Source organism: Burkholderia sp. LFS061, from assembly GCF_047978125.1.
Lineage (GTDB): Bacteria > Pseudomonadota > Gammaproteobacteria > Burkholderiales > Burkholderiaceae > Burkholderia > Burkholderia pyrrocinia_C.
Genome location: NZ_JBFPFS010000036.1, coordinates 14,894 through 40,782, shown reverse-complemented (window position 1 = coordinate 40,782; position 25,889 = coordinate 14,894). Strand labels below are relative to the sequence as shown.

The following is a 25,889-nucleotide window of genomic DNA, read 5'->3' as shown; positions in this document are numbered from 1 at the left end:
GCGCGCAATCGCTTTGACGGAAGTCAGGGATTGCCGTGTCCGCGTGCGAGGGAAGGCGCGCGACAGCGGCGATTCGACAGGAGAATGGCGGCGAGCGGCCGTCCGGCATGCGGGGCGCTCCGTTTCGCGGGCTTGATGTGCGTCAACCGCGCCCGTCGGCACCCACATACAGTCGACACCAAGGCTTGCGCACGTGGTGCGCGGAGCCGACCAGCGCGGGACGTTCGGAGGCCGGATGATCCAGCCGATGCCGCGCGTTTGCGTATGGAACTCACGGCGGTGCGAGGCGTTGGCGATGAAACGACGATGGTTGGCGATTAGCGTGCTGCTCGCGTTGAGCGCTTGCGCGGCAGAGGAGCATGTCGCCGCGTTCAGGAAGAAGGAAACGCAACTGCTCGAGACACGCCAGACGGCATTGCTGCGGTGTGCGACGCAATCCGAATGCGATCGTGCGTGGAATCGCACTCGGGACTTCATCGAAAGACATTCGTCGACCCGGATCACGCGATTCGGCCCGGACCTGATCGAAACCGCGCAGTCGCATCTGGCCGGAAACGTCTATCTGTGGGCGTCCCGCGCAGCGTCGGCAGACGGGAGCGCGACGATCCGGCTCAAGGCGATGTGCAAAGGCATGTACGACAGCAATGGCGGCCCGGGCTGGCAATACGACGGTTGCGCGACGCAGATCCTCGAGATACAGGAAGGCTTCCGCTCGCTCCAGGATCCGTCGTCTGCACAGGGAACGCCTCCAAGATAGTGCGACAGCGCGCGCGGCGCAGTGCCGCTCGCCGGGTCGGTCACGTCATCTGGCCGATCGTCTTGCGGAACCGCATCAGCGACAGCAGGAACAGCGCGCATCCGATCGCGAACAGCACCGCGAACTGTACCCAAACCGCATCGAAGCCGGCGCCGCGATACAGGATGCGCTGCGCCAGCTCGACGAAATGGGTGGTCGGCGCGGCCAGCATGATGTCCTGCACGGCCAGCGGCATGCTTTCTCGCGGCGTCAGCCCGCCTGAGAGCAACTGCAGCGGCAGCAACACGAGCACGAGCAGCATCCCGAACTGCGGCATGCTGCGCACGAGCGTCGCGAGAAAGATCCCCATCGACGTCGTCGCGAACAGGTGCAACGCCATCCCGGCGACGAACAGCGGCGCGGAGCCCGGAATCGGCACGTGCAATGCGCCGCCCACCACGAACGTCAGCGATGCGACGGCCGCAACCGTGACGACGAGCCCCATCGACCAGACCTTCGCGAGCATGATTTCCGCCGCGGTCACCGGCATGACCAGCAGATGCTCGATCGTGCCGTGCTCGCGCTCGCGGATCAGTGCCGCCCCGGTCAGGATCATCGACAGCATCGTCACGTTGTTGATCAGCTCCATCAGCGCGCCGAACCATACCTCGTCGAGATTCGGGTTGAAGCGCATCCGCATCGCGAGATCGACGGGCGGCCGCGGCGTGCCGCGATAGCGCCGCACGAACGCGTCGATCTCGCCGGACACGATCTGCTGGACGTAACCGCTGCCGGTGAATGCCTGGGTCATGCGCGTCGCATCGACGTTGAGCTGAATCGTCGCATGGCGGCCGGCCAGCACGTCGCGCTGGAAGTCCGGCGGAATGTCGAGCGAGAACGTGTAGTCGCCGTTGTCGAGACCGCGATCGGCCGCGACGGCGTCGATTATCGGCGGCGCCGCGAACTGCGGCGGGAAGAACGCCGCGGCGATGCGCGCCGACAGCGGCGACGCGTCCTCGTCGACGATCGCGATCGGCACTTTGTGCAGCGTTTCCGGGCGAGCGGTGGCGGCGACGTAGATCGACGCGCTGAACGTGTAGACGATGAGCGCGAGCAGGATCGGGTCGCGGGCGAGGCTCCAGAGTTCCTTGATGCCGAGCCGGTAAATGGCGAGCAGGCGCGACATGGTCAGCGCTCCTGTTTGCGCAGCAGGAGACCGGTCATGATCAGGATGACCGGTGCCGCCGCGAGCAGCGGCCAGAACTGGGACGACAGGTCGGCCAGCCCGAGCGCCTTGTTGTATACGCCGCGGCTGATCGCGAGCATGTAGGTGGCCGGGTAGACCGTCCCGACCCACTTGCCGCTGCCTTCGAGCGACGACAGCGGCGTGAGCAGGCCCGAGAACTGCACGACGGGGATCAGGGTGCCGATGATCGTCATGAAGATCGCGGCGATCTGGCTGCGGGTGAACGTCGACGCGAACAGCCCGATGCCCGTGGCCACGACGTTGAATATCAGCACCGCGGCCGCCAGCGTCGCGAAACTTCCCTTGATCCGCACGCCGAACACGACGTCGGCCAGCACGACCATCAGCAGGAAATTCAGCATCGCCAGCATCACGTAGGGCGCCTGCTTGCCGAGCAGGAATTCGGCCCGCGTGACCGGCGTCACGTACAGGTTGACGATCGACCCGAGCTCCCGTTCCCGCACGACGGCGAGCGCCGTGAGCATCGCGGGCAGCATCAGCAGCAGCATCGGCATGATCGCCGGAATCATCGCCGGCAGGCTCTTGACGTCCGGGTTGTAGCGATAGCGGACGGCGACGTCGACCGCGGGGGTGAGCGACGCGCCGAGCCGGCGCTTCGCCTGATCGCGCAGCCAGTTCTCGTGCATGCCGGCGACATAGCCGCGGATCGTCTCCGCGCGCATCGGCATCGCACCGTCGACCCATGCGCCGATCTCGACGCGCCGGCCGCGCGCGACATCGCGTGCGAATCCGGGCGGGATCTCGATCGCGAGCGACAGGTGGCCGCCGCGCATGCGGCGATCGATGTCGCGATCGTCCACGAGCGGCGCGCGCGGCACGAAGTAGCGCGAGCCGGCGAGGTTCTGCGCATAGTCCTGGCTCAGGATCGACTGGTCGCGGTCGAGCACCGCGAACGTCAGGTTGTCGACGTCGAGACTGATGCCGATACTGATCACGCACATCAACACGAGCGAACCGAACAGCGCCAGCGTCGCGCGCAGCGGGTCGCGTCGCAGTTCAAGCACCTCGCGCCACAGATAACTGCCGGCGCGCGCCGGGCTGAACCACGCGGCCCCGTGGCTCGTGCCGGCCGCCTCAGGCGGCGCGGCAAGCCAGCCGGCGTCGGACGGTGCCTCCGTCAACGCGCCGTCCGCTTGCTGCGCATCGGTCAGGTATCCGATGAACGCCTCCTCGAGCGTGCCGGCGCCGCGCATGCGAACCAGTTCCGCGGGCGCGGCGCTCGCAAGCACGCGGCCCGCGTGCATCAGCGAGATGCGATCGCAGCGCTCGGCCTCGTTCATGAAGTGCGTCGAAATGAAGATCGTCACGCGATCGTGCCGCGCGAGCTCGATCATCAGTCGCCAGAAATCGTCCCGCGCGACGGGATCCACGCCCGACGTCGGCTCGTCGAGGATCAGCAGTTCGGGCTTGTGCACCATCGCCACCGCGAGGGACAGCCGCTGCCGCATGCCGAGCGGCAGCCGCTCGGGCAGCGCGTCGAGCGCGTCGGCGAGCCCGAAGCGCTCGACCATTTCGGCAACCCGTCCGGATACCTCCGGCTCCGGTACGCCGAACAGGCGCGCATGCAGCACGAGGTTCTGCCGGACGGTCAGTTCGCCGTACAGCGAAAAACCTTGCGACATGTAGCCGACTCTCCGGCGGGTGTCGATGTCGTCCGCGGCGACCGGTCGACCGAATAGCGTCGCGGTGCCTTCGGATGCGGGGAGCAGCCCCGTGAGCATCTTCATGGTCGTCGATTTGCCGCAGCCGTTGGAGCCGAGAAAACCGAAGATTTCGCCCCGGCGGATCTGCAGGCTCACGTGATCGACCGCGACGAAATCGCCGAACCGCATCGTCAGCGCATCGGCCTCGATCGCATAACCGGCGGAAGCATCGGGCTGAAAAGGCTCGATCCGGATCGGCTGGTGCCCGCGCCGGCGCGCGTCCGGGAGCAACGCGACGAACGCGGCTTCCAGCGTGTCGCAACCGGTATGGGCGAGCAGTTCGCCGGGGCTGCCCGTCGCCAGCACGCGGCCGGCGTCCATCGCGATCAGCCAGTCGAAACGCCGCGCCTCGTCCATGTACGCGGTGGCGACCAGTACGCTCATCGCCGGGCGAGCGGCGCGAATGCGTCCGATCAGATCCCAGAACTGCGCGCGCGAGAGCGGATCCACGCCGGTCGTCGGCTCGTCGAGGATCAGCAGGTCGGGATCGTGGATCAATGCGCAGCACAGGCCGAGCTTCTGCTTCATGCCGCCGGACAGTTTGCCGGCGGGACGGTCGAGGAACGGGTGGAGGCCGGTGCTGCGCGTAAGCGCGTCGATCCGGCGGCGGCGCTCCGCCGCATCGTGGCCGAACAGTCTCGCGAAGAACTGCAGGTTTTCCTCGACCGACAGCGTCGCATACAGGTTCCGGCCCAGGCCTTGCGGCATGTATGCGATCCGCCGGCAGACGCGTTCGCGGTGGCGCCGTGACGACAGATCCCCGTAGAGGGTCCAGACCTGACCCTGCTGGACCTCGCGCGCGCCGGACGCGAGCGCGAGCAGGCTCGACTTGCCGACCCCGTCCGGCCCGATCAGCCCGACCATGCGGCCGGCCGGAATCTCGAGCGTCACGTCGTCGAGCGCGTACTTGCCGCCATATCGCAACGAGACGCCCGACAGCCGGACGACCGTGCCGGGTGCACCCGCAACAGGCGGGCCTTCGGTCGATCCGGCGTCGGCGCCGGCCGGCGACATCGATTTCATTGCGGCACCCTGATCGCGAGGCGCTCGGGCCACGCCATGCTCGGATCGACCTTCAGCCACGCGACACCCGGCAGCCCGGTCTTGACGAGCTTCAGATGGCGCTGCAGCAGATCGCGGTCGATGCGCGCCTTGACGCGAAACATCAGCTTCTGCCGCTCGGTGGCCGTCTCGACCGTCTTCGGCGTGAACTGCGCGGTGCTCGACACGTACGACACGCGTGCCGGAATCACGTATTCCGGCGCCGCGTCGAGCACGATCCGCACGTCGGCGCCGAGCGGCACTCGACCGACGACCGTTTCGGGCAGGAAAAACGTCATGTAGACGTCCGACAGGTCGACGACATTGAGCACCTTGCCGCCTGCCGGCAGCACCTCGCCCGATTCGGCCACGCGATACTGGACGCGCCCGTCGCGCGGCGACGTCAGATCGCTGTCCGAGATGTCGGCCTGCACTCGCGCGACGGTCGCCTGCGCGGCCGTCACGGCGGAGCGCGCCGCAACCAGCTGGGCCTTCGTGGCGTCGATCGCGGCCTGGGCGGCTTCCGCCTGCGCGCGCGCGGCGCTCACGGTTGCCCGCAGGCTGCCCGCGCGCGCGCGATCGTCGTCGAGTTCCTGCAGCGACGACGCCCCGTCGCGCGACAGCGTCTCGGAACGCGCGAGCCGCCGCGTCGCCGCATCGAGTTCGCTTTCCCGCTGCACGACGACAGCCGTCGCCGCTGCCTTGTCGCTGCGCCGCTGCGCGACCTGCGCGTCGATGCTCGCCGCGGTGTTCACCGCCTGCTGCTCCCTGGCGCGCGCTTCGTCGAGCTGCGCCTGCAGGACGACGACGTCCATGTGCGCGAGCGGCTGCCCGGCCTTCACGAAGTCGCCTTCGTCGACGAGCATCGCGGCGACGCGCCCCGGCAGCTTGGTCGCGACGTCGATCTCGGTCGCCTCGATCCGGCCGTTGCCGCTCACCAGGCCGGCATCCGCGTGTCCGTCACGCCAGCGTGTCCACCCGTAGTAGATCAGGCCGATCGCGAGCACGGCGGCGCCTGCACCGATCAGAAGAGGGCGCTTGATGGTTTTCATCGTCTGGAATCCGGATCGGTCGAAGTGTTGATCGGCGACGCGGCGGCCTCGTCGTCCTCGTGCGTTGCGCCGCCGAGCGCGCCGTACAGCGCGACGCGGCTCGACAGCAGCGCACGGCGCGCCATTACCCATTGCTGCTCGGCGTTCATCAGGTCCCGTTGCGCGTCGAGCACTTCGAGAAACCGTGTGGCACCGCTGTCGTAGCGCAGCTTCGCGAGGCGTGCCCGTTCGGTTTGGGAGGCCAGCGTGGCGCGCTCGATGCGTACCTGGTCGGCCAGCCAGTAGCGGGACGCGAGCGCGTCGGACACGTCGCGGAAGGCGCCTTGCAGCGTCTTTTCGTACTTCGCGAGCGCCTCGTCGCGCTGCGCATGCGCAAGGTCGAGATTCGAGCGATTTCGGCCGCCGTCGAAAAGCGGCAGCGTCACGGTGGGAACGATCGACCATACGCCGGCGCCGGACGACAGCAGATCATGCAGCGCGCTGCTGCCCGAGCCGATCGAGCTCGTCAATGCGATGCGGGGAAAGAATGCGGCGCGCGCCGCGCCGATGTTCGCGCGCGTCGCCTGCAATTCGCGCTCGGCTGCAATCACGTCCGGACGGTTGGCGAGCAGCGAGGAGGGCAGGCCGGGGGCGAGCGACGGCGTCACGGCGCCGTCGTCGAGCGCGAGCGGCGCGTCGGGCAGATCCGGCGGCCCGCCGACGAGCAACGCCAGCGCATCGGCAGCCGACGCGCGTGCCTGCTGCAACTGAACCCCAAGGGATTCCGCCTGTTGCAGCAGGATCTCCGATTGCGTCAGGTCCAGTCGCGAGATCGCGCCGGCCGCATGACGAAGCCGGAAAATCCGCAGCGATTCGCGCCGCGTGTCGATCGTCGCGCGGGTCAGCGCGATGCGTTCGTCGAGCTCGCACAGGGTCAGGTACGCGTCCGCGACCGCGGTGATCACGCTCAGCGTCGCGGCTCGCCGGGCCGCATCGCTCGCCAGGTAACGCTGGAGCGCCGCGTCTTTCAGGTTGCGCACACGGCCCCAGAAATCGATTTCCCATTGCGTCTCGGCCAGCCGAACCTCGTAGACCTGGCCGATCATGGGCGTCGGGGACAGGAAGCCGCCCGGGGTACGAAACCGTGCGTAGGCCGCGCCCGCATCGATCGACGGCCACTGGTCCGAGCGGCGGATGCCATAAACGGCGCGTGCCTGCTCGACGCGCGCGACGGCCGCGCGCAGATCGCGATTGTCGGTGAGCGCCCGCGCGATCAACGCGCGAAGCCGCGCATCGACGAAGTACTGCTGCCACGCCGGCACCTGAGCCGCGGCCAGGGCGTTGGCGTTGGCGTTGACGGATGGATCCGGAAATGCGGCAGGGATCGGCGCGGCGGGACGCTCGTCGGGCGGTGCCAGCGACAGGCATCCCGAAAGCAGTCCCGCGCCCGTTGTCATCGCAACGAAACGCACGCACCGCGCAACGGCAATGTGGAAGTCAGCGGGAAGCGCGATGGCGCGCATGGAATGCCTCGGTAAATACGGAAACACGGGATGGCGCCGCCTCATGGCGTCGCCGCTTCGGGTTCACTTATATCCGACGAGTGCGGTTCCCCCCCTTGATCTGTGTCACTTCGACGGAGATGCGTTTCGAGCGGTGCTTCGCTTGACATCTGCGCCGGGCATGTATCAAACCCACGGGTTGCGTCGTACGCCGGGCTTGAGCAAACCGCCGGGGGGGAGAAGTGCAAAGCGTCGACGCCTGCGCCAATCCACCGCCGACCGCTTGCAGGCTCCCCGCTCTTCTCTGTTGCAGCCCCCTGGTTTCCGCTTGACATGAGTCAACCGATACCGGCGATTCGGTACCTACTATCGTCATTGGAATCGACGGGCGCCGCGATCCGATCGCGCGATATCCGGTTTTCTTCGATCCGAACCACATCGATCGATATAAGCAGGACTCCAATTTTTCCCGATTGGACCACGGTTTGTTACCGACGCGTTTCCCGTTCGCATTGACGAAAAACGCATCGGCCGGTTGCGCTGCCGGCAGCCGGGAAGAGTGCCCGTCACGGTGCGACGTTGCAGCGATCCAGTCGCATGCCGTGGCCAGGCCAAGTCAACGCATTCGGAGAACTGGTATGAGCCAACCTGTAGTCGAAAAACCGCCGGTCGACGGCAAGCAGCCGTCGAAGCCGGCGGCAGGCGGCCCGGAAACGCGCAAGCTCGGCCTGCTGCTGCTGAGCGGCATCGTCGTCGGTTCGATGATCGGCGGCGGTGCTTTCAACCTGCCACAGAACATGGCCGCGGGCGCCGGCCTGGGCGCCATTGCGATCGCATGGGCCATCACGCTCGTCGGCATGTTCTTCATGGCCAACGCGTTCCGCACGCTGGCGGACCAGCGTCCCGACCTGACCGCCGGTATCTATTCCTATGCACGGGAAGGTTTCGGCAAGTTCGCCGGCTTCGAGATGGCGTGGGGGTATTGGCTCAGTTCCGCATTCGGCAACGTCGCGTTCGCGGTGCTGATCATGCAGACGCTGGGGTATTTCTTTCCGGTGCTCGACGGCAAGAACTGGCAGTCGATCGTGGGCGGTTCGCTGTTGATCTGGGTATTGCACTTCATGGTGCTCTCCGGCGTGAAGCGGGTGGCGATCCTCAACACGATGGCGAGCGTCGTCAACATCGTCACGCTGTCGATCGCGATCGTCGTGATCGCGCTGTTCTTCCAGAAAGGGCACTTCACGTTCGACGTCTGGGGGCAGCAGCAACACCTGGGCGGCACGCTCGCGCAGATCAAGAGCACGATGCTGGTCACGCTGTGGGTGTTCATCGGCATCGAGGGCGCCGTGGTCGTGTCCGATCGCGCGCGCAACCAGCACGAAGTGGGTACCGCGACGTTCATCGGGCTCGCGGTCTGCACGACGCTCTACTTCCTGCTTTCGGCGCTGCCGTTCGGCGTCATGTCCCAGCACCAGTTGGCCGGCCTGCAGAATCCGTCCTCCGCGTATGTGCTGGAGCAGCTCGTCGGGCACTGGGGCGCGATCTTCATCGTCGTCGCGTTGCTGTTTTCGGTGCTGAGCTGCTGGCTCGCCTGGACGGTGCTCGTCGCCGAACTGCCTTATGCGGCTGCCAAGGACAACATTTTCCCGCGCTTTCTGTCCCGCGAGAACCGGCATCACGCTGCCGCGCCGTCGTTATGGCTGTCGAGCGCGGTGATGCAGGTCATGATGTTCGTCGTGCTGTTCGCGCATGACGCGTGGATATGGCTCATCAGCGTGGCCGGGGTCATGATCCTGCCGCCGTATCTCGCGAGCACCGGCTTTCTGTGGAAGTGCGCCACGCAAAAGAGCTTTCACGAGCGGGCGGGCGAGGGCAAGCGCGCATCGATCTGGACCGGCGTGCTGGGAACCGTCTATGCGGCCTGGCTGCTTTATGCGGCCGGCCCGACCTATCTGCTGATGTCCACCATTTTCTTCGTCGTCGGCATCCCGGTGTTCTGGTATGCGCAGCGCGAGAAGGACCCGCAGTCGAACGTCTTTACCGCTCGCGAACGCGTCGCGGCCGTCGTGCTGCTTGCGGTCGCGGCGAGCGCGGTCGTGCTGTTCGCGAAGGGCATCGTGTCGGTCGGCTGATGCGCGCGCCCGCCGGCTTCCGGGTTTCGACAGCGTGACCCGGAATCGCGACGGCAGGCATGGACGCGACGGCCGCAGGCGATTCCCGACCGCCGTCGCGATCGAACCACTACTTCAGGATCAAGGACAATCAAACCATGACATTGGGCGTTCACTCCGAAGCCGGCAAGCTGCGCACCGTGATGGTGTGCGCGCCGGGCCTTGCTCATCGGCGGCTCACGCCGGCCAACTGCGGCGCCTTGCTGTTCGACGACGTGCTGTGGGTCGACAAGGCGATCGAGGATCACCAGACCTTCGTGCGCGTGCTGCGCGAACGGGACGTGGAAGTGCTGGAATTCCAGCACCTGCTGGCCGAAGTCTGCCTCGATACCAACGCGCGAGACTGGATCCTCGATCGCCGCATCACCGAGGAGGAGGTCGGCACCGGCATGTTGCGGGAGCTGAGGTTATGGCTCGAATCGATGCCGGCGCAGCGGCTTGCCGAGTTACTGATCGGCGGCGTCGCGAAATCGGAGCTGCCGTTCGACGCGCACGGCCTGTTCGGCGGCTATCTGGAGCGGTCCGACTTCGTGATTCCGCCGCTCGTGAACCTGATCTTTCAGCGCGATCCGAGCGCCTGGATCTACGGCGGCGTGACGTTGCATCCGATGTTCTGGCCGGCGCGACGCAAGGAAACGCTGCTGCTCGCGGCGGTCTATGCATTCCATCCGCGTTTTGCAGGCCAGGTTCGCACCTGGTGGGGCAATCCCGACGTCGACCACGGCGCACAGACGCTCGAAGGCGGCGACGTGATGGCGATCGGTAACGGCGTGGTGCTGATCGGCATGGGCGAGCGTTCGAGCCCGCAAGCCGTGACGCAGGTGGCGCGCGCACTGTTTGCCGGCCATGGCGCGAAGCGCGTGATCGCCTGCCAGTTGCCGAAGTCGCGCGCGTCGATGCATCTGGACACGGTGTTCTCGTTCCTCGACGCGGACTTCGTCAGCATTTATCCGGACGTGGCCGACGAGATCCGCTGCACGAGCCTGTACCCCGGCGACGCGCTCGGGCAGGTGCGCTACGAGCGCCACGACGGCCGGTTCCTGGAAGTCGTGGCCAATGCGCTCGGCGTCGGCTCGCTACGCGTGCTGACGACGGGGGGAGACCGCTATGAGAGCGAACGCGAGCAATGGGACGACGGCAATAACGTGCTCGCGCTGGATCGCCGCGTCGTGCTCGCCTACGACCGCAATACCTACACGAATCGCAAGATGCGCCAGGCCGGCGTCGAAGTCATCGAGCTGCCGGGCGGCGAACTCGGCCGCGGGCGCGGCGGCAGCCATTGCCTCAGCTGCCCGGTGGCGCGCGATCCGATCGCGCTCTGACCGCGCATTCGACCGATATCGACAGACGGAATCTCACCATGTTCAACGTACACAACCGCAGCTACCTGACGCTGATCGACTACACGCCGCGCCAGATCCGCTATCTCCTCGACCTGTCCCGCGACCTGAAGCGGGCGAAATATGCGGGCACCGAGCAGCCGCGCCTGACGGGCAAGAACATCGCGCTGATCTTCGAGAAGACCTCCACGCGCACGCGCTGCGCGTTCGAGGTCGCCGCGCACGACCAGGGCGCGCACGTCACCTATATCGACCCGACCGGCTCGCAGATCGGCCACAAGGAATCGATGAAGGACACGGCGCGCGTGCTGGGCCGCATGTACGATGCGATCGAGTATCGGGGCTTCGGCCAGGCCATCGTCGAGGAACTCGCGCAGTATGCGGGCGTGCCGGTCTACAACGGGCTGACCGACGAATTCCATCCGACCCAGATGCTGGCCGACGTGCTGACCATGCACGAGCACAGCGACAAGCCGCTGCACGAGATCGCGTATTGCTACATCGGCGACGCGCACAACAATACCGGCAATTCGCTGATGATCGTCGGCGCGAAGCTCGGCATGGACGTGCGTCTGTGCGCGCCGCGGCATCTGTGGCCGCACGACGAGCTGATCGCGCAATGCCGCGAGATCGCCGCGAAAACCGGCGCCCGGCTCACGCTGACCGAGCAGCCCGCGGAGGCCGTGAAGGGCGCGGACTTCATTTATACGGACGTGTGGGTGTCGATGGGCGAGCCCGAGGAGGCCTGGGTCGAACGCATCCGCACGCTGCTGCCCTACCAGGTGAACGCCGCGCTCCTGGCGGCAACCGGCAACCCGCGCGTGAAGTTCATGCATTGCCTGCCGGCGTTTCATGACGCTCATACGGTAGTGGGCAAGCAGCTCGCGGATCGCTTCGGATTGACCGACGGCGTGGAGGTCACCGACGAGGTATTCGAGTCGGACGCGTCCATCGTCTTCGAGCAGGCCGAGAACCGGCTGCATACGATCAAGGCCGTGCTGGTCGCGACGCTGGCGAACTAGGGGAGGAATGAACCGATGCGTATCGTGGTCGCTCTGGGTGGCAACGCGCTGCTGCGACGCGGCGAGGCGATGACCGCCGCCGCACAGCAGGAAAACGTGAGACTGGCCGCCGCCCAGCTCGCGGGCATCGCGCACGGCAACGAACTCGTGATCGTGCACGGCAACGGCCCGCAGGTCGGCATGCTCGCGGCATTGTCCGGGCAGGTGCCGGCTGCCGAACGTTTCCCGCTCGACGTGCTCGACGCCGAGACCGAAGGCATGATCGGTTACCTGATCGAACTGGAGTTGCGCAACCGGCTGTCTGCATCGCGCCCATGCGCGACGCTGCTGACGATGGTCGAGGTCAGTGCGGCCGATGCCGCGTTCGACCGACCCGACAAGCCGGTCGGCCCGGTGCTGACGCAGACGGCTGCGACCGAAGCGGCGCGTTCGAATGGATGGACGATCGTCGCCGACGGCAGCGGTTATCGTCGTGCCGTGCCGAGCCCTCGACCGCTGCGCTTTCTGGAGATCGAACCGGTGCGCGCGCTGCTCGCGACCCAGGCTATCGTGATCTGCGCGGGTGGAGGCGGCATTCCCGTCGTGAAAGCGGACGACGGTCGGCACCGGGGAATCGAGGCGGTGATCGACAAGGACCGCAGTGCGGCGCTCCTCGCTCGCGAACTCGACGCGGACCTGTTCGTGATCGCAACCGACGTGGCTGGCGTCTACCTCGACTGGGGCACGCCCGACGCACGCCTGGTCCGGCGCACGTCGCCGGAAGCGCTCGCGGCGCTGCAGTTCGCGGCCGGATCCATGGGGCCGAAGGTCGAGGCAGCCTGCGACTTTGCGCGGACAACCGGGCGACGCGCGGCAATCGGCGCGCTCCCGGATATCGCGCGGCTCGTCGACGATACGGCGGGCACATCGGTTCTGGTCAGTCAGGCAAGCATGTTCGTGGAGCGATGAGGCCTCGCGCGACGCTGGTTGCCAAGGTGCGGCTCCGAGCATTGCTGACGACGGAGTGAAGAACCGGCTCGCCGATTCCGTCGGGCGCGTATCGTGAAGCATCCGAACACCGGTACGCGCGTTCATTCGATCGCACGGACAAATGCCTGCATCAGGTGAAGTTCGTTCGTGCTTCATCGTGACGCCCTGACGCTCGTGCGGATCCATTCCTGCGTGTCGCCGAAGATTCAGTTGCCCGTCTCACGCGCACCGAGCGGGCCGGCGTGCGCTTGAGCGCCCCGGCCCGCCTGATGCCGCCGGAGCGGGGCGGTTGCGACGCAGCGGTCGGTGAGGGTTGCTTCGTCGCGGCTCCCGCGGCACTCCGGCCTGTCCGGTTTCACGGTGAAAGCGTGCGATCCGCTGCTTGACCACGGTCGACGCGAACCGCCGGTTCGTCACGCGACCGGCGCCGGTTGTCGGGCGGCGTCGGCGATGTCCGTCGGTTGACGCACATCAACGACGCAGGGCTGTCGGCACGGAAGATGGATGTACGAGTACGAAATCAAGTATTGCGAGCGCACCACACTGATGAACCGGCTCTGGCCATCAATCGGCGCAATCAACAGGAGCGGAACATGGGAATCTGGATGCAAATCGCCTACTTCGGCTTCGCCGGGTCGACTCAGCTGGAGGCGGAAGCGAGCATCCAACTGATGCGTCTCGAGCCGTTCGGTACGCAACTGGCCGGCTGCCATCTCGCGATCGAGGCCATGGGTGCGTCGACTCGCCAGCCGAAGTATGACGTGCGACTCGATCTGATCACGCGCAACGGGGAATTCCGTCCGGTTCCGCATATGACGGGCGTGGACCCCATGGACGCGCTGGAGCGGGCATTCGACCTTGCCGAGCGGCAACTCGCCACGACCGCGGCCACTGGAACCCATGAGAACCCGCGCTGACACGTCCTGCCCATCGAGCGGGATTCGCCATGGCCCGCTGCGCCGGCCCGCCGCGGTTCACAGCAGTTCCCGGCGGTTCGCGACGCGTGTACCGGTCCGCCGCAGCAAGGGAGACGGTGCGGTCGGCAGTCCTGGTCCAGCTAGCTTTCTTCGTCGCCCGTGAAGACCTCGTGTTCCGGCATCTCCGCCGTATCGTCGACACACTGCACCCGCCATGCGCCAGGCACTGGCGCCTGCCGGGCATCGCGCAACCAGCGCGCGATGCCGGCCTGGCCTTCGAACGGCCCGGACGGTGCGTCGAGATCGAAATCGTCGAGCCAGCACAGGGCGCCCGCGTTGTCGGGGCCCGTCATCACGGTGGCGCCGTCTTCGCGGACGAGCATCCCCCACACGGGCAGGTCCATCCCTGCATGACCTTCGCGCGACCAGCGACGCATGGCCGTGTCGATCCAGAGAATGGCATAGGCCGAAGGGGTGTCGCAGGCGAAAGTATCGAGATGCAGGGTGATTCGCACGATGGGCTCCGAATCGACGAAGGAGGGCGGCCGCCGTCACCGGCGGGTCGCGGCTTTTACTGGCTCATGACCCGGCGAATCAGCGCATGCTCGGAGCACAGCGGGCCGCCGTGCTCGGCGGACAGCGGCATCGCGGTATCGCCCCGGTGCGCGCGGCCGCCCGGTCTCGGCGGGTCATTGGAGCGGTAGTCGTCGCGCGGTGTCCGGCAAGTAGTCCGACTCAGTTTATGCGCGGCCCCGAGCCGGCGATTGATGCAGGTCAAACGCCGGAACGCGCTTGCCGACCGGTTCCTGTCGAGCCGGCCCGCGGCCGGACCGGAATCGGCAGGGATCGAAAGTCAGCCGGCGTTTGGAGAACGGCCGTAGGGGTATGCCAACGGTCTTTGTGCTCACGCATAGGGCCTGAGCGATCTCGGCAATCGTCTCGCCGGCGCCGTCCCTGGAAACGAACCGACGCGCGGATGCTTCGTCGCGTCTGCGGCGGCGCGCCCCCGTTCCGCGCGCAACGCGGCCAGCAGCGGCCGCCAGTATCCCGCCGACCGGAACCGTTCGATCGGCACCTCGGTGTCGAAGGGAAGCGAGATCGCCGCTTCGTCCGGCGTCAACGGCTCGGCGTCGCGCCACTGCGCGTCCAGCACCGCGGGCCCGGCATCGGACACGTCGTTTCCGGCCAGCCAGCGCCGCTTGACGCGTTCGGCCATGCAGGTCCGGCCGGCGCGGAAATCGAGGATGAACACGGGTACGCCAAGCGCCCCGGCCAGCGCGACGAAGCGCGTACGGCGGGCATGGGCCAGGAAGGTGGCGTCGACAATCGTCGGGTAGCCGGCCCGCAGCGTGGTCTCCGCGATCTCGCGCAGCCGATCGTATTGGGCATCGATCGCGTGCGCCGCATAGGCGCTGTCGGACAATGCGCCGAGCCCGACGGGGGCGAGCGGATGCGTGCGTTTGCGCTCGCTGTCGCTCGACACGCGAACCGCGCCGATCAGATCGGCGAGCGCGCGGCTTGCGACGGATTTGCCGGAGCCGGACGCGCCGTGGCATAGCAACAGATACGGCGGTGGCCTGTCTGCGACGCGCGCGGCGAGCGCAATGTAACGTCCGGCCGCGCGCAGGTCGTCGCTTTGCGCCGATGTGAGTCGCGGGCCGCCCGAGCCGGCGCGCAGCACGGCCACCTGCGCGCGCACCAGCGCGCGATAGCCGACGTACAGCGGCAGCGCCGCGAGGCCGGCAAAATCGCCGGTCGCCTCCAGCCAGCGATTGAGCAGGCGATAGGCGAGGTCGGCGCGGCCGTGCGCACACAGATCCATCGCCAGGAATGCCAGGTCGTTGACGACGTCGATCCAGCGAAGTGCGTCGCTGAATTCGATGCAGTCGAACATCAACACGTCGGTGCCCCGGCGGACCAGATTGCCGAGGTGCAGGTCGCCATGGCAGGCGCGCACGAAGCCGTCCGCCCGGCGCGCGTCGAGATGACGGGACAGTGCCATGCAGTTGCGTCGGTAGCTGTCCTGCAGCGTGGCCGGCAGGGCCATGGGCCGGACCGCGAGCGACGCGAGCACGGCGTCGAGTTGCGCGTTCAGCAAGGCCGCGCTGCCGAACGCGGTGGACGGCACGTCCTTGCTGGCGCGCGCATGAAAGTGCGCGAGCCGGGCCGCGACGCGGTCGATATCCGCGTTCGTGAGCGCTCCCGCCGCAAGCAGGCGGGAAAACAGCGCTGCCTGGTCGAAACGGCGCATCTTCACCAGATAGTCGATGGCCGCCACCGCACGCGTATCGCAGCCGGCAAGCCGGCAACCGCGCCGCGTGCGTTCGAGCGGCATGACGTCCAGATAGAGTTCGCGCGCCAGCGGCCGGTTCAGGACCAGCTCGGCGGCGCAGCTGCGCCGCCGGGTGGCGAGGGGTCTGAAGTCGGCAAAGCCCAGGTTGAGCGGCTTGAGCCGCTTGTAGGCGAAACGCCCGGCCAGGTAGATCACCGAGAGATGCGTCTCGATTCGTTCGATCCGGCCGGCAGGGTGCGGGTAGGAGGACGCGCGCCGCAGCGCCGTGTCGAGCCGCCGCGCGTGACGGCGGGCGGCCCGCAACTGGTTCTGCTTTCGCGCCGGGCCTAAACGCCGGGGGATCACGGCAAGCGACATGATTTCCCTGGGATTCGACAATGAATCGCGCATGGCGGGCGGCCGGCCGCCGGATGCGGCTGGCGCCACCGATGCGATGCCGCCGCCTATCAGATAGAACCGACCATTGTCCCGATCGATGCCCGCCGCGCGTCGACGAGCGGCTCGATCCGAATCCCGTGCGCGGCGTTGCATGGAAAAGCTCCTGTTCAGATTGAATGGATCCACTGTCGACGTCCACGGACGCGCCGAATCGCGCTGCCGCAATTCGCGAGCGCCCGCACCACGATATCCGCGTTCCGGACACGGCAATTGAGATGCGTCAACCGATCCGGCTGGCTGCATGGTCGGCTCCGCGCTTGCTCAACGAGCCGTCCAGCGTGCCAGCAGTCAGAAACACGACATCTGTAAATAGCCAGAACACGACATTTCTAAAAAGCTACTACAATTTTCCGTTCGCTAATTATGATTATGTCAAATTAGATACTCACATCCGAAAACCCCTGATCCCACCGCCAACAACCCGCCCGCGGCCCTCAATCCACCTCCAGATCCCCAACCGTTTCCGCCCGCCGCGCGTCGCGCCTCGTCATCGCAGCGTGCCGTCCACGCCGGCCGACGGACACCACCACGCGAAACGCCACCGGCGCGAACACGAGCCCGAACATCGTCGCCGCGAGCACGCCCCCGAACGCGCCTGTGCCGATCGAACGCCGGCTTTCCGCACCGGCGCCAGTCGCCAGCACGAGCGGCACGACCCCGAGCAAAAACGCCATCGACGTCATCACGATCGGCCGGAATCGCGCGGCGGCCGCGTCGATCACCGCTTGCCGCAGCGGCACACCGCGCCCGGCGAGATCGCGCGCGTACTGCACGATCAGGATCGCGTTCTTCGCCGCCAGCCCGACCACGGTGATCATCCCGACCTTGAAGTACACGTCGTTCGGCATCCCGCGCGCGAGCGCCGCCGCGATCGCGCCGATCATGCCGAGCGGCACGATCGTCAGCACGGACAGCGGAATCGACCAGCTCTCGTACAACGCGGCAAGCGCCATGAAAACCGCCAGCACGGACAGCCCGACGAGCAACGGCGTTTGCCGCGCGGCAACCTGCTCCTCGCGCGCCGCATCGACCCAGTCGAAGCCGATCCCGGCCGGCAGCGTGCCCGCCAGCCGCTCCATCTCCGCCATCGCCGCGCCCGAACTCGTGCCGGTCGCCGCCCGGCCGCTGATGTCGAGCGACGGATAGCCGTTGTAACGATTCAGCATCGCCGGCCCGATCGTCCAGTGCGGCGCGGCGATGGCCGATAGTGGAACCATGTCCCCGGTGCGGTTCGGCACCGTCAGCGCCATCAGTTGCGCATCGGTCGCGCGTGCGACCGGCTCGGCCTCGACGATCACCCGCCGCATCCGCCCCGACGCCGGAAAATCGTTGACGTAGTTCGAGCCGAACGTGCCGCCCAGGAGGCCCGCGATCCGCTCGAACGGTACGCCGAGCGCATACGCCTTCGCGCGATCGACATCGAGTTCGACACGCGGCGCGTCCGGCAGGTCTTCGAAATGCACGGTGGCCAGCAACGGATCCACCTTCGCGCGTTCGGACAGCTGCTCGCGAGCCGCCTTCAACGCGTCGAGCCCGACGCCGCCCCGATCCTCGAGCCGGAACGTGAATCCGTCGGAATGCCCGATGCCGCGCACCGACGGCGGCAGCGACGCCTCGACGTCGCCGTCGAGGATCGTGCCGAAACGCCCGTTGAGCCGGTCGCGCAACGCGATCGCGTCGACGTCGCGCTGCGCCCAGTCCTTCAGCTCCACGAACGCCATCCCGACGTTCTGTCCGCTGCCCGCGAAACTCCAGCCGATCACGCTCGTCACGTTCGCGATCGCCGGCTCCGCGCGCAGGATCGCCTCGACACGCTCGACGACCGCAAGCGTGCGCGCCTGCGTGGCGCCCGCCGGCAACTGGATCATCACCTGCAGTTGCCCCTGGTCCTCGGTCGGCAGGAAGCCGCCCGGCATCATCCAGTACAGCAGCCCGCATGCGATCACGAGCGCCGCGTACACTGCCACGACCATGCCGGTGCGGCGCACGGCGAACACGGCGATGCGGCGATAACCCGTTTCGACGCGTGCGAACGCCGCACCGAACCGGTCGGCCAGACGCGCGCCGATACCGCGTCGCCGCGCGCGGCCGGTTCCGCCATCGTGTCGCACGACCGGCTTCAGCAGGTTCGCGCACAGCGCGGGCGTGAGCGACAGCGCCATGAACGACGACACCAGCATCGATGCGATCATCGCCACCGCGAACTGCCGGTAGATGCCGCCGACGGTGCCCGGGAAAAACGCCATCGGCACGAATACGGCGGTCAGCACCGCGGTCACGCCGACGATCGCCCCGCCGATCCGCTTCATTGCGCGGCGCGTGGCGTCGCGCGGCGACACGCCCTCCTCCATCACCCGGTGCACGCTCTCGACGACGACGATCGCGTCGTCGACGAGGATGCCGATCGCCAGCACGAGACCGAACATCGTGAACACGTTGATCGACAGTCCGAACGCCCACATCGCGACGAACGCGCCCATCAGCGTGACGGGAATCACGACGGTCGGCACCAGCGTGTAGCGCAGATCGCGCAGGAACAGCCACATCACGCAGAACACCAGCACGACCGCCTCGACGAGCGTCAGCACAACCTCCCGGATCGCGATCGTCACGAAATGCGCACCGTCGAACGGAATCTCGATCGCCACGCCCGGCGGCAACACCCTCGACAACTCGGCGAGCCGCGCACGAATCGCGTTCGACGTTTCGAGCGCGTTGCCGCGCGGGCCGAGCTGGATGCCGACCGTGGCCGCCGGCCGGCCGTTCAGTCGCGAATAGAACGAGTAGTCGTCGCGGCCGAGTTCGACACGCGCGACATCCGCGACGCGCACCGCCGAACCGTCCGTCTTCGACTTCAGCACGATCCGGCCGAACTCGTCCGGCGACGCGAGCTGCCCCTTGACGACGATCGACGCGGTGAGTTGCTGGCCGCCGGGGAACGGCGCATCGCCGATCGCGCCGGCCGTCACCGTCGCATTCTGCGTGCCGATCGCCGCGATCACGCCGTCGGCGCCGACACCGTATTCGCGCAGCTTGTGCGGATCGAGCCAGACGCGCAGCGCCTCGTCGGCGTCCCACAGTTCGGCCGCGCCGACGCCCGGCGCACGCTTCAGTTCGCGCAGCACGTAGCGGTTCAGATAATCGCCGAGTTGCGCGGAATCGCGCGTGCCGTCGGTCGACGTCAGCGTGACGAGCATCAGGAACGTGTTCGCCGCCTTGAATACGCCGATCCCTTGCTGGACGACCTGCTGCGGCAACCGTGACTCGACCTGCTTCAGCCGGTTGTTCACGTCGACGAGCGCGATGTCCGGATCGGTGCCGGGCGAAAACGTCACGTCGATCTCGAGGTTGCCGTGACCGTCGCTGCTCGTCTCGTAGTACAGAAGCCCGTCGGCGCCGTCGAGGCTTTCCTCGATGATGCTGCCGACGTCGCCGTCGACCGTCTCGGTCGACGCGCCCGGATACGCGGCCGTGATCACGACCCGCGGCGGCGCAAGGCGCGGATACTGCGCGATCGGAAGCTGCGGAATCGCGAGCACGCCCGCGACGACGATTGCGAGCGCAACGATCCACGCAAAGACGGGACGATCGATGAAGAACGACGGCATCGGCATGCGTCAGCGAACCGCCGGCGTTCCGGCGCGGGACCGCGGGACCGTATCACCGTCGGCACCGCCGCACGGAGCGTGGGTGGCCTGGGCGCGCTTCGCCCGGTTCATGTCAATCATCGGTTCCCTCTTGCGGGCCGCGCACCGGAGCCAGCATCGACGACGCAAGCAGCGCGCGTGTATACGGATGGGACGGCGCATGCAGCACGTCGAGCGTATCGCCCTCCTCGACCACGCGCCCCGCCTTCATCACGACGACCCGGTGGGCCATCGCACGCATCACCGCGAGATCGTGCGTGATGAACAGGTAGCTCAATTTGTACTTCTTTTGCAGAATCGTCAGCAGATTCAGCACCTGCTTCTGGATCGACACGTCGAGCGCGCTCGTCGGTTCGTCCAGCACCAGCAATTCGGGCTCCACCGCCAGCGCACGTGCGATCGCGATCCGCTGCCGCTGGCCGCCGGAGAATTCGTGCGGATAACGCAGCATCGACTCGGCCGCCAGGCCGACCTCCTGAAGCAGCACGGCGATTCGCGCGCGGCGCGCGTCCCCGGCCACCTGCGGCCGGTGCACGGCGAGCCCCTCGCCGACGATCTGCTCGACCGTCATCCGCGGCGACAGCGAGCCGAACGGGTCCTGGAACACGACCTGCATCCTGCCGTACAGCGCGCGCCTGCCACCCGTCGTCCGCAGCGCTTCCAGCGGCATGCCGTCGATCTCGATCGAGCCGGCCGCCGGTCGCTGCAGGCCGAGCACAGTCGCCGCAAGCGTCGATTTCCCCGAGCCCGACTCGCCGACGATCCCCACCGTTTCGCCGCGCCTCAGGTTCAGCTTCACGTCGTGCACGGCCCGGAACGTCGTCTTGCCGAGCACCGCGCGCCAGCCCTTCGCCGCGATGCGGTAATCGACGGCGAGGTCCTGCACGTCGAGGATCGTCGGTGCGCCAGCTGCGACCGGCTCGACGTCCCGCTGCGGCGCGCTGTCGAGCAGCCGGCGCGTATAGGCGTGCTGCGGCGCGGCGAACAGCGCGTCGGTCGTGTTCGTCTCCACGAGCACCCCCTGCTCCATCACGGCCACGCGCTGTGCAAAGCGCCGCACGAGATTCAGGTCGTGCGTGATCAGCAGCACGGCCATCCCGCGCGCGGCCGCCTCCTGCTCCTGCAGTTCGATCAGCAGATCGACGATCTGCTGGCGCACCGTCACGTCGAGCGCCGTCGTCGGCTCGTCCGCCAGCAACAGCCGCGGCCGGCACGCCAGCGCCATCGCGATCATCGCGCGCTGCCGCTGCCCGCCCGACAACTGATGCGGAAAGCTGTCGATACGCCGCTCCGGCTCCGGAATCCCGGTGCGCCGCAGCAGCGCGATCCCCCGCTCGCGCGCGTCGCCCGGCCGCAGCCCCTCGTGCAGCCTCAAGCTCTCGGCGATCTGCTTGCCGATCGTATACAGCGGATTCAGCGCGGTCATCGGCTCCTGGAACACCATCGCGATGTCGGCGCCGCGAATCCCGCGCATCTGCTGTTCGGACTTCGCGAGCAGGTCCTCGCCGTCGAACAGCATCCGTCCCGACAGTGTCGCGTGCTGCGCGAGGCGCAGTATCGACAGCGCCGTCACGCTCTTGCCCGACCCCGATTCGCCGACAGCGCCACGCGCTCGCCGCGCCCGATCGACAGGCTCAGGTCCTGCACGGCCGCCTTCGCGCCGAAGCGTGCCGAAAACCCGTCGATCTGCAGCAACGCGTTCGCCATCATCGCCCCCCACCGAACGCCGAGCCGCGCGAGCGCGTGTCGAGCGCGTTGCGCAGTGCGTCGCCCATGAACGTGAGCAGCAGCAGCGTGACGACCAGCGCCGCGAACGCGGAGATCGAGATCCACCACGCGTCGAGGTAGTTCTTGCCTTCCTGCAGCAGCTCGCCGAGGCTCGGCGTCGGCGGCTGCACGCCGAGGCCGAGGAAGTCGAGGCTCGTCAGCGACAGGATCGCCGCGCTCATCCGGAACGGCAGGAACGTGATCACCGGCGTCAGGCTGTTCGGCAGCACGTGCCGCCACATGATCTGCCAGTTCGATAGCCCCATCGTGCGCGCGGCCTTCACGTAGTCGAGCGCGCGGTTGCGCAGGAACTCCGCGCGCACGTAATCGGACAGCACGAGCCAGCCGAACATCGACAGCAGGATGAACAGCAGCCACAGCGACGGCGTGAAGATCGACGCGAAGATGATCAGCAGGTACAGGTCCGGCAACGCGCTCCAGATCTCGATCAGGCGCTGCCCGACCAGGTCGGTGCGGCCGCCGTAGAAGCCCTGCAGCGCGCCCGTCAGCACGCCGACCAGCACCCCCGACACGGTCAGCGCGAACGCCATCAGCACCGACAGCCGGAACCCGTACAGCAGCCGCGCGAGCACGTCGCGCCCGAACTGGTCGGTGCCGAGCCAGTTGCTCGCCGACGGCGGCGCCGGATACGGCTGCGATGCGAAGTAGTCGATCGTGTCGTAGCGGTAGCGGTTCGGCGGATAGACCGCGAAATTGCCGTGCGACTCGAGCTTCGCGCGCATGTAGGGATCGAGATAGTTCGTCATCGCGGGAAAGTCGCCGCCGAACGCGGTCTCCGGATAGTCCCTCACGATCGGAAAGTAATAGTGCCCGTCGTAGCGCACGAGCAGCGGCCGGTCGTTCGACAGGCCGTCGGCACACAGGCTGAGCACGAACAGCGCCACGAAGATCACGAGGCTTGCATAGCCGAGCGGCTGCGCGCGAAAGCGCTGCCACGTGCGCCGCCACGGCGACGGCGACGGCGCGCACGCGGGATCAGTGGTCCAGGCGGCTGAACTGGATACGGGGGTCGACGACGACATAGCAGATATCCGCGATGAGCTTGGTCAGCAGACCGATCAGGGTGAACAGGAACAGCGAGCCGAGCACGACCGGATAGTCGCGGCGGATCACCGAGTCGTACGACAGTTGCCCCATCCCGTCGAGCGAGAACAGCGTCTCGATCAGCAGGTTGCCGTTCAGGAACGCGCCGACGAATGCCGCCGGCAGCCCGGTGAGCAGCGGGATCGCCGCATTGCGCAGCACGTGCTTCCACAGCACGTCGCGCTCCGGCGCTCCCTTCGCGCGCGCGGTCAGCACGTACTGCCGGCCGATTTCCTCGAGGAACGTGTTCTTCGTCAGGATCGCGACGATCGCGAAATTGCCGATCACCGCCGCGGTCACCGGCATCGCGATGTGCCACAGATAGTCGAGCGTCCTGCCGATCAGCGTCAGGTCGTCGAAGTTGTCCGACGTGAGCCCGCGCATCGGAAACACCTGCCAGAACGTGCCGCCGCCGAACAGCATCAGCAGCAGCACGCCGAGCACGAAACCCGGCACCGCGTAGCCGGTCAGCACCAGCACGCTCGTCACGGTGTCGAACCGCGAGCCGTTGCGCACCGCCTTCGCGATGCCGAGCGGTACCGACACGAGATAGGTGAGGATCACCGTCCACAGCCCGAGCGTGATCGAGACCGGCAGCTTCGACCGGATCACCGCCCACACGCTCCGGTGCGCGAAGTACGACTGGCCGAGGTCGAACGTCGCATAGCTTTTCAGCATCAGCAGATAGCGCTCGAGCGGCGGCTTGTCGAAGCCGAACTGTTTGCGGATCTGCTCGATCTGCTGCGGGTCGACGCCCTGGCTGCCGTGGTAGCCGCCCCCGCTTCCGCCCGCCTCGCCCCCGTGCGCGCTGCCGTGGCGCAGCTGCGCGAGCACCTGCTCCACCGGGCCGCCCGGCACGAACTGCGTGACCGCGAACGTGATCGTCACCACCCCGATCAGCGTCGGGATCATCAGCAGCAGCCGCCTGAATATGTATGCCAGCATCGTTGCTCCCCGTCAGGCCGCCGGAGCGGGTCGTGCCGCCGGCTTCTTCACGTACCAGTAGTCGATGATCCAGTCCTCGTACTGATAGGAGTCCGGCACGATCGCCGGGTGGCCAAGCGTCGCCTTGTACGCGATCCGCGCGTTCGGCAGGTAGTACTGCGGGATCAGCGCGTACAGGTTGATCAGCACGCGGTCGAGCGCGTGCGTGGCCGTTTCGAGATCGTCGAGCGTGTCGGCCGCGAGCGCCGCCCGAATCAGCGCATCGACGGCCGTCGACTTCACGCTCGGATAGTTCTCCGAGCCCGGCTGCGATGCGGCCGCGCTGCCGAAACGGCGCGTCAGTTCCGCGCCCGGGATCGTCACGGGCAGATAGATGTACGTCGTCATGTCGTACTCGAAGTTGTCGAGTCGCTTCAGGTAGACGGCGCTGTCGATCTCGTGCAGGTACGCATGGATGCCGAGCGTCGCGAGCGCCTGCGTGTACGGCAGGATCAGGCGGTCCATGCCCGGCTGATCGTCGATGATCTCGATCGTCATCGGCGTACCGTTCGCGTCGCGCAGCGCGCCGTCGCGGTAATGCCAGCCGGCCTGCGCGAGCAGGTCGCGCGCTTCCTTCAGGTTCGCGCGCAGCGAGCCCGGCGGCAGCGTCGACGGCTGGCCGACCATCGGCCCGAACACCGCCGGCGGCAGCGTCGACCGGAAGGGTTCGAGCAGCGCGAGCTCCCTGGCGCTCGGCACGCCGGACGCCGCGAACGGGCTCGCCTCCCAGAAGCTGCTGGTGCGGCGATACTGCCCGTAGAACATCATCCGGCTCATCCAGTCGAAGTCGAACGCCAGCGCGAGCGCATGCCGTACACGCACGTCCTGGAACATCGGCTTGCGCATGTTCATCAGGAAACCCTGCATCTGCGCGGGGCCGTCCGGGAATTCCCCCTTCTTCAGCATGCCGTTGCGGAAATTCTTGCCGACGTACTTGCGGGCCCATTGCGTCGAGCTGTACTCCATGCGCGCGTCGACATCGCCGGCCTTGAACGCCTCGAGCGCCGTGTACTGGTCCAGGTACAGCTTGAACGACACGTGGGCGAAACGAAACATCCCGCGCCGCGACGGCAGGTTCGCGGCCCAGTAGTGCGGGTTGCGCACGTATCGGATCTGCTTGTCGTTCTTGCGCTGCTCGATCAGGTACGCGCCGCTCGCGATGGGCGGCACGGTCGCGAGCTGGTCGAACGGCGGCCGCGTGCCGTCCACGCGTTGCCCCCATTTCGGCGAGAACACCGGCAAGTCGCCCGCGATCAGCGCCGCGTCGCGCTCCGCGTGCTTGAATTCGAAGCGGATCGCATGGCTGTCGACCACCACCGCGCGCTTGATGATCGAGAACTGCGCGTTGTAGATCGGCGACGCCTGCGGGCTCGTCAGCGTGTCGAACGAATACTTGACGTCTGCCGCGGTGATCGCGTCGCCGTTCGAGAAACGCGCGGCCGGGTTGATGTGGAACGTCGCCGACAGCCGATCCGGTGCGACCTCGACGTCGTCGGCGATCAGCGCGTATTCGGACGCGAGCTCGTCCCAGCTGCGCTGCATCAGCGTGTCGAACATCAGGTTCTTGATGTCCGGCGCGGGCGAGCCGCGCACGAGGAACGGATTCAGCGAGTCGTAGCTTTGCGCTTCGTCGTAGTTTTCGAAATTCAGCGTACCGGTGTCCGGCGCATCCGCATCCGCGTAATCGAAATGCGTGAAGTCCGGCGGATATTTCGGCTGGTCGTATTGCGAAATCGCCGACACCGCGAACGCGGCCCTCGGCATGGCGCCGGCCGACGCGAGCAGCACCGCGCATGCGAGCAGCACGGCGCGCGTGCCGTTGCCCATCAGGTATGCATGGCGCGGCACATGTGCCCCTCGCCATTTCAACAGTGTCATGGTCAGTCTGTCCGGAAGCGTGCGGGCGCAATGCCTGCGCGCGGTCGATGCCTGTGCCGGACACGGCATGCCGCCCGCG

16 protein-coding genes and 1 pseudogene are annotated in these 25,889 nt (G+C 67.3%); 6 read left to right on the top strand and 11 right to left on the bottom strand.

Going from position 1 to position 25,889, the window contains the following annotated elements; genetic code table 11:
• The first annotated feature begins 235 nt into the window (after positions 1–235).
• Positions 236–757: a hypothetical protein gene (locus tag ACNQQL_RS26325; RefSeq protein WP_347066785.1), complete on the top strand. Its 522-nt coding sequence runs from the start codon at positions 236–238 to the stop codon at positions 755–757.
• A 40-nt stretch (positions 758–797) separates the two neighbouring features.
• Here ACNQQL_RS26325 and ACNQQL_RS26320 read toward each other — a convergent pair whose 3' ends face one another.
• The 4 genes from ACNQQL_RS26320 to ACNQQL_RS26305 are packed head-to-tail and all read right to left on the bottom strand — an operon-like array spanning position 798 to position 7,301.
• Complete coding sequence (locus ACNQQL_RS26320; protein ID WP_347066783.1) at positions 798–1,922, bottom strand: ABC transporter permease; 1,125 nt, start codon at positions 1,920–1,922, stop codon at positions 798–800.
• Between the two features lie 2 nt (positions 1,923–1,924).
• The gene (gene rbbA / locus ACNQQL_RS26315) at positions 1,925–4,729 is read right to left on the bottom strand and encodes a ribosome-associated ATPase/putative transporter RbbA (protein WP_347066781.1); all 2,805 of its coding nucleotides are present in this window, start codon (positions 4,727–4,729) and stop codon (positions 1,925–1,927) included.
• Positions 4,726–5,799 (bottom strand): HlyD family secretion protein, encoded by a 1,074-nt coding sequence (locus ACNQQL_RS26310; protein ID WP_072441179.1) that lies wholly within the window; start codon positions 5,797–5,799, stop codon positions 4,726–4,728. Before ACNQQL_RS26310 ends, rbbA begins: the two co-directional genes overlap by 4 nt.
• On the bottom strand, positions 5,796–7,301 hold the full coding sequence (locus ACNQQL_RS26305; RefSeq protein ID WP_347066779.1) for an efflux transporter outer membrane subunit: 1,506 nt from the start codon (positions 7,299–7,301) through the stop codon (positions 5,796–5,798). Before ACNQQL_RS26305 ends, ACNQQL_RS26310 begins: the two co-directional genes overlap by 4 nt.
• 617 nt (positions 7,302–7,918) lie before the next feature.
• On the opposite strand from ACNQQL_RS26305, the gene ACNQQL_RS26300 reads away from it, so the two are divergent.
• The 5 genes from ACNQQL_RS26300 to ACNQQL_RS26280 all read left to right on the top strand — a co-directional run bounded on the left by ACNQQL_RS26300 (position 7,919) and on the right by ACNQQL_RS26280 (position 13,699).
• Entirely contained in the window at positions 7,919–9,412 is a 1,494-nt protein-coding gene (locus ACNQQL_RS26300) for a basic amino acid/polyamine antiporter (RefSeq protein WP_347066777.1), read from the top strand.
• A 137-nt stretch (positions 9,413–9,549) separates the two neighbouring features.
• Positions 9,550–10,773 carry an arginine deiminase gene (locus ACNQQL_RS26295; RefSeq protein WP_347066775.1) on the top strand — a complete coding sequence of 408 codons (1,224 nt, stop codon included), beginning with the start codon at positions 9,550–9,552 and terminating at the stop codon, positions 10,771–10,773.
• Between the two features lie 38 nt (positions 10,774–10,811).
• Positions 10,812–11,813 (top strand): ornithine carbamoyltransferase, encoded by a 1,002-nt coding sequence (locus ACNQQL_RS26290; protein WP_347066774.1) that lies wholly within the window; start codon positions 10,812–10,814, stop codon positions 11,811–11,813.
• A gap of 15 nt (positions 11,814–11,828) precedes the next feature.
• A complete protein-coding gene (locus ACNQQL_RS26285) occupies positions 11,829–12,761 on the top strand; it encodes a carbamate kinase (protein WP_347066772.1) in 933 nt (310 codons plus the stop codon).
• Positions 12,762–13,387: 626 nt separating this feature from the next.
• Positions 13,388–13,699 (top strand): hypothetical protein, encoded by a 312-nt coding sequence (locus ACNQQL_RS26280; RefSeq protein WP_347066832.1) that lies wholly within the window; start codon positions 13,388–13,390, stop codon positions 13,697–13,699.
• Between the two features lie 140 nt (positions 13,700–13,839).
• Here the strand turns inward: ACNQQL_RS26280 and ACNQQL_RS26275 are convergent, their stop codons facing one another.
• The 7 genes and pseudogenes from ACNQQL_RS26275 to ACNQQL_RS26245 form a co-directional block, all read right to left on the bottom strand.
• A complete protein-coding gene (locus ACNQQL_RS26275; RefSeq protein WP_347066770.1) occupies positions 13,840–14,214 on the bottom strand; it encodes a DUF3564 family protein in 375 nt (124 codons plus the stop codon).
• A gap of 389 nt (positions 14,215–14,603) precedes the next feature.
• A complete protein-coding gene (locus ACNQQL_RS26270) occupies positions 14,604–16,349 on the bottom strand; it encodes an AAA family ATPase (protein WP_416392720.1) in 1,746 nt (581 codons plus the stop codon).
• A gap of 515 nt (positions 16,350–16,864) precedes the next feature.
• Positions 16,865–20,038 (bottom strand): multidrug efflux RND transporter permease subunit, encoded by a 3,174-nt coding sequence (locus ACNQQL_RS26265; protein ID WP_347066830.1) that lies wholly within the window; start codon positions 20,036–20,038, stop codon positions 16,865–16,867.
• A gap of 112 nt (positions 20,039–20,150) precedes the next feature.
• Positions 20,151–21,784, bottom strand: a pseudogene (locus tag ACNQQL_RS26260) (ABC transporter ATP-binding protein).
• A complete protein-coding gene (locus ACNQQL_RS26255) occupies positions 21,784–22,887 on the bottom strand; it encodes an ABC transporter permease (protein WP_347066766.1) in 1,104 nt (367 codons plus the stop codon). Before ACNQQL_RS26255 ends, ACNQQL_RS26260 begins: the two are co-directional and overlap by 1 nt.
• Positions 22,841–23,893, bottom strand: coding sequence for a microcin C ABC transporter permease YejB (locus ACNQQL_RS26250; protein ID WP_347066764.1), 1,053 nt, complete (start codon positions 23,891–23,893; stop codon positions 22,841–22,843). The genes ACNQQL_RS26255 and ACNQQL_RS26250 overlap by 47 nt, the downstream gene beginning before the upstream one ends.
• Positions 23,894–23,905: 12 nt before the next feature.
• Positions 23,906–25,810 (bottom strand): extracellular solute-binding protein, encoded by a 1,905-nt coding sequence (locus ACNQQL_RS26245; protein WP_347066762.1) that lies wholly within the window; start codon positions 25,808–25,810, stop codon positions 23,906–23,908.
• Positions 25,811–25,889: the final 79 nt, after the last annotated feature.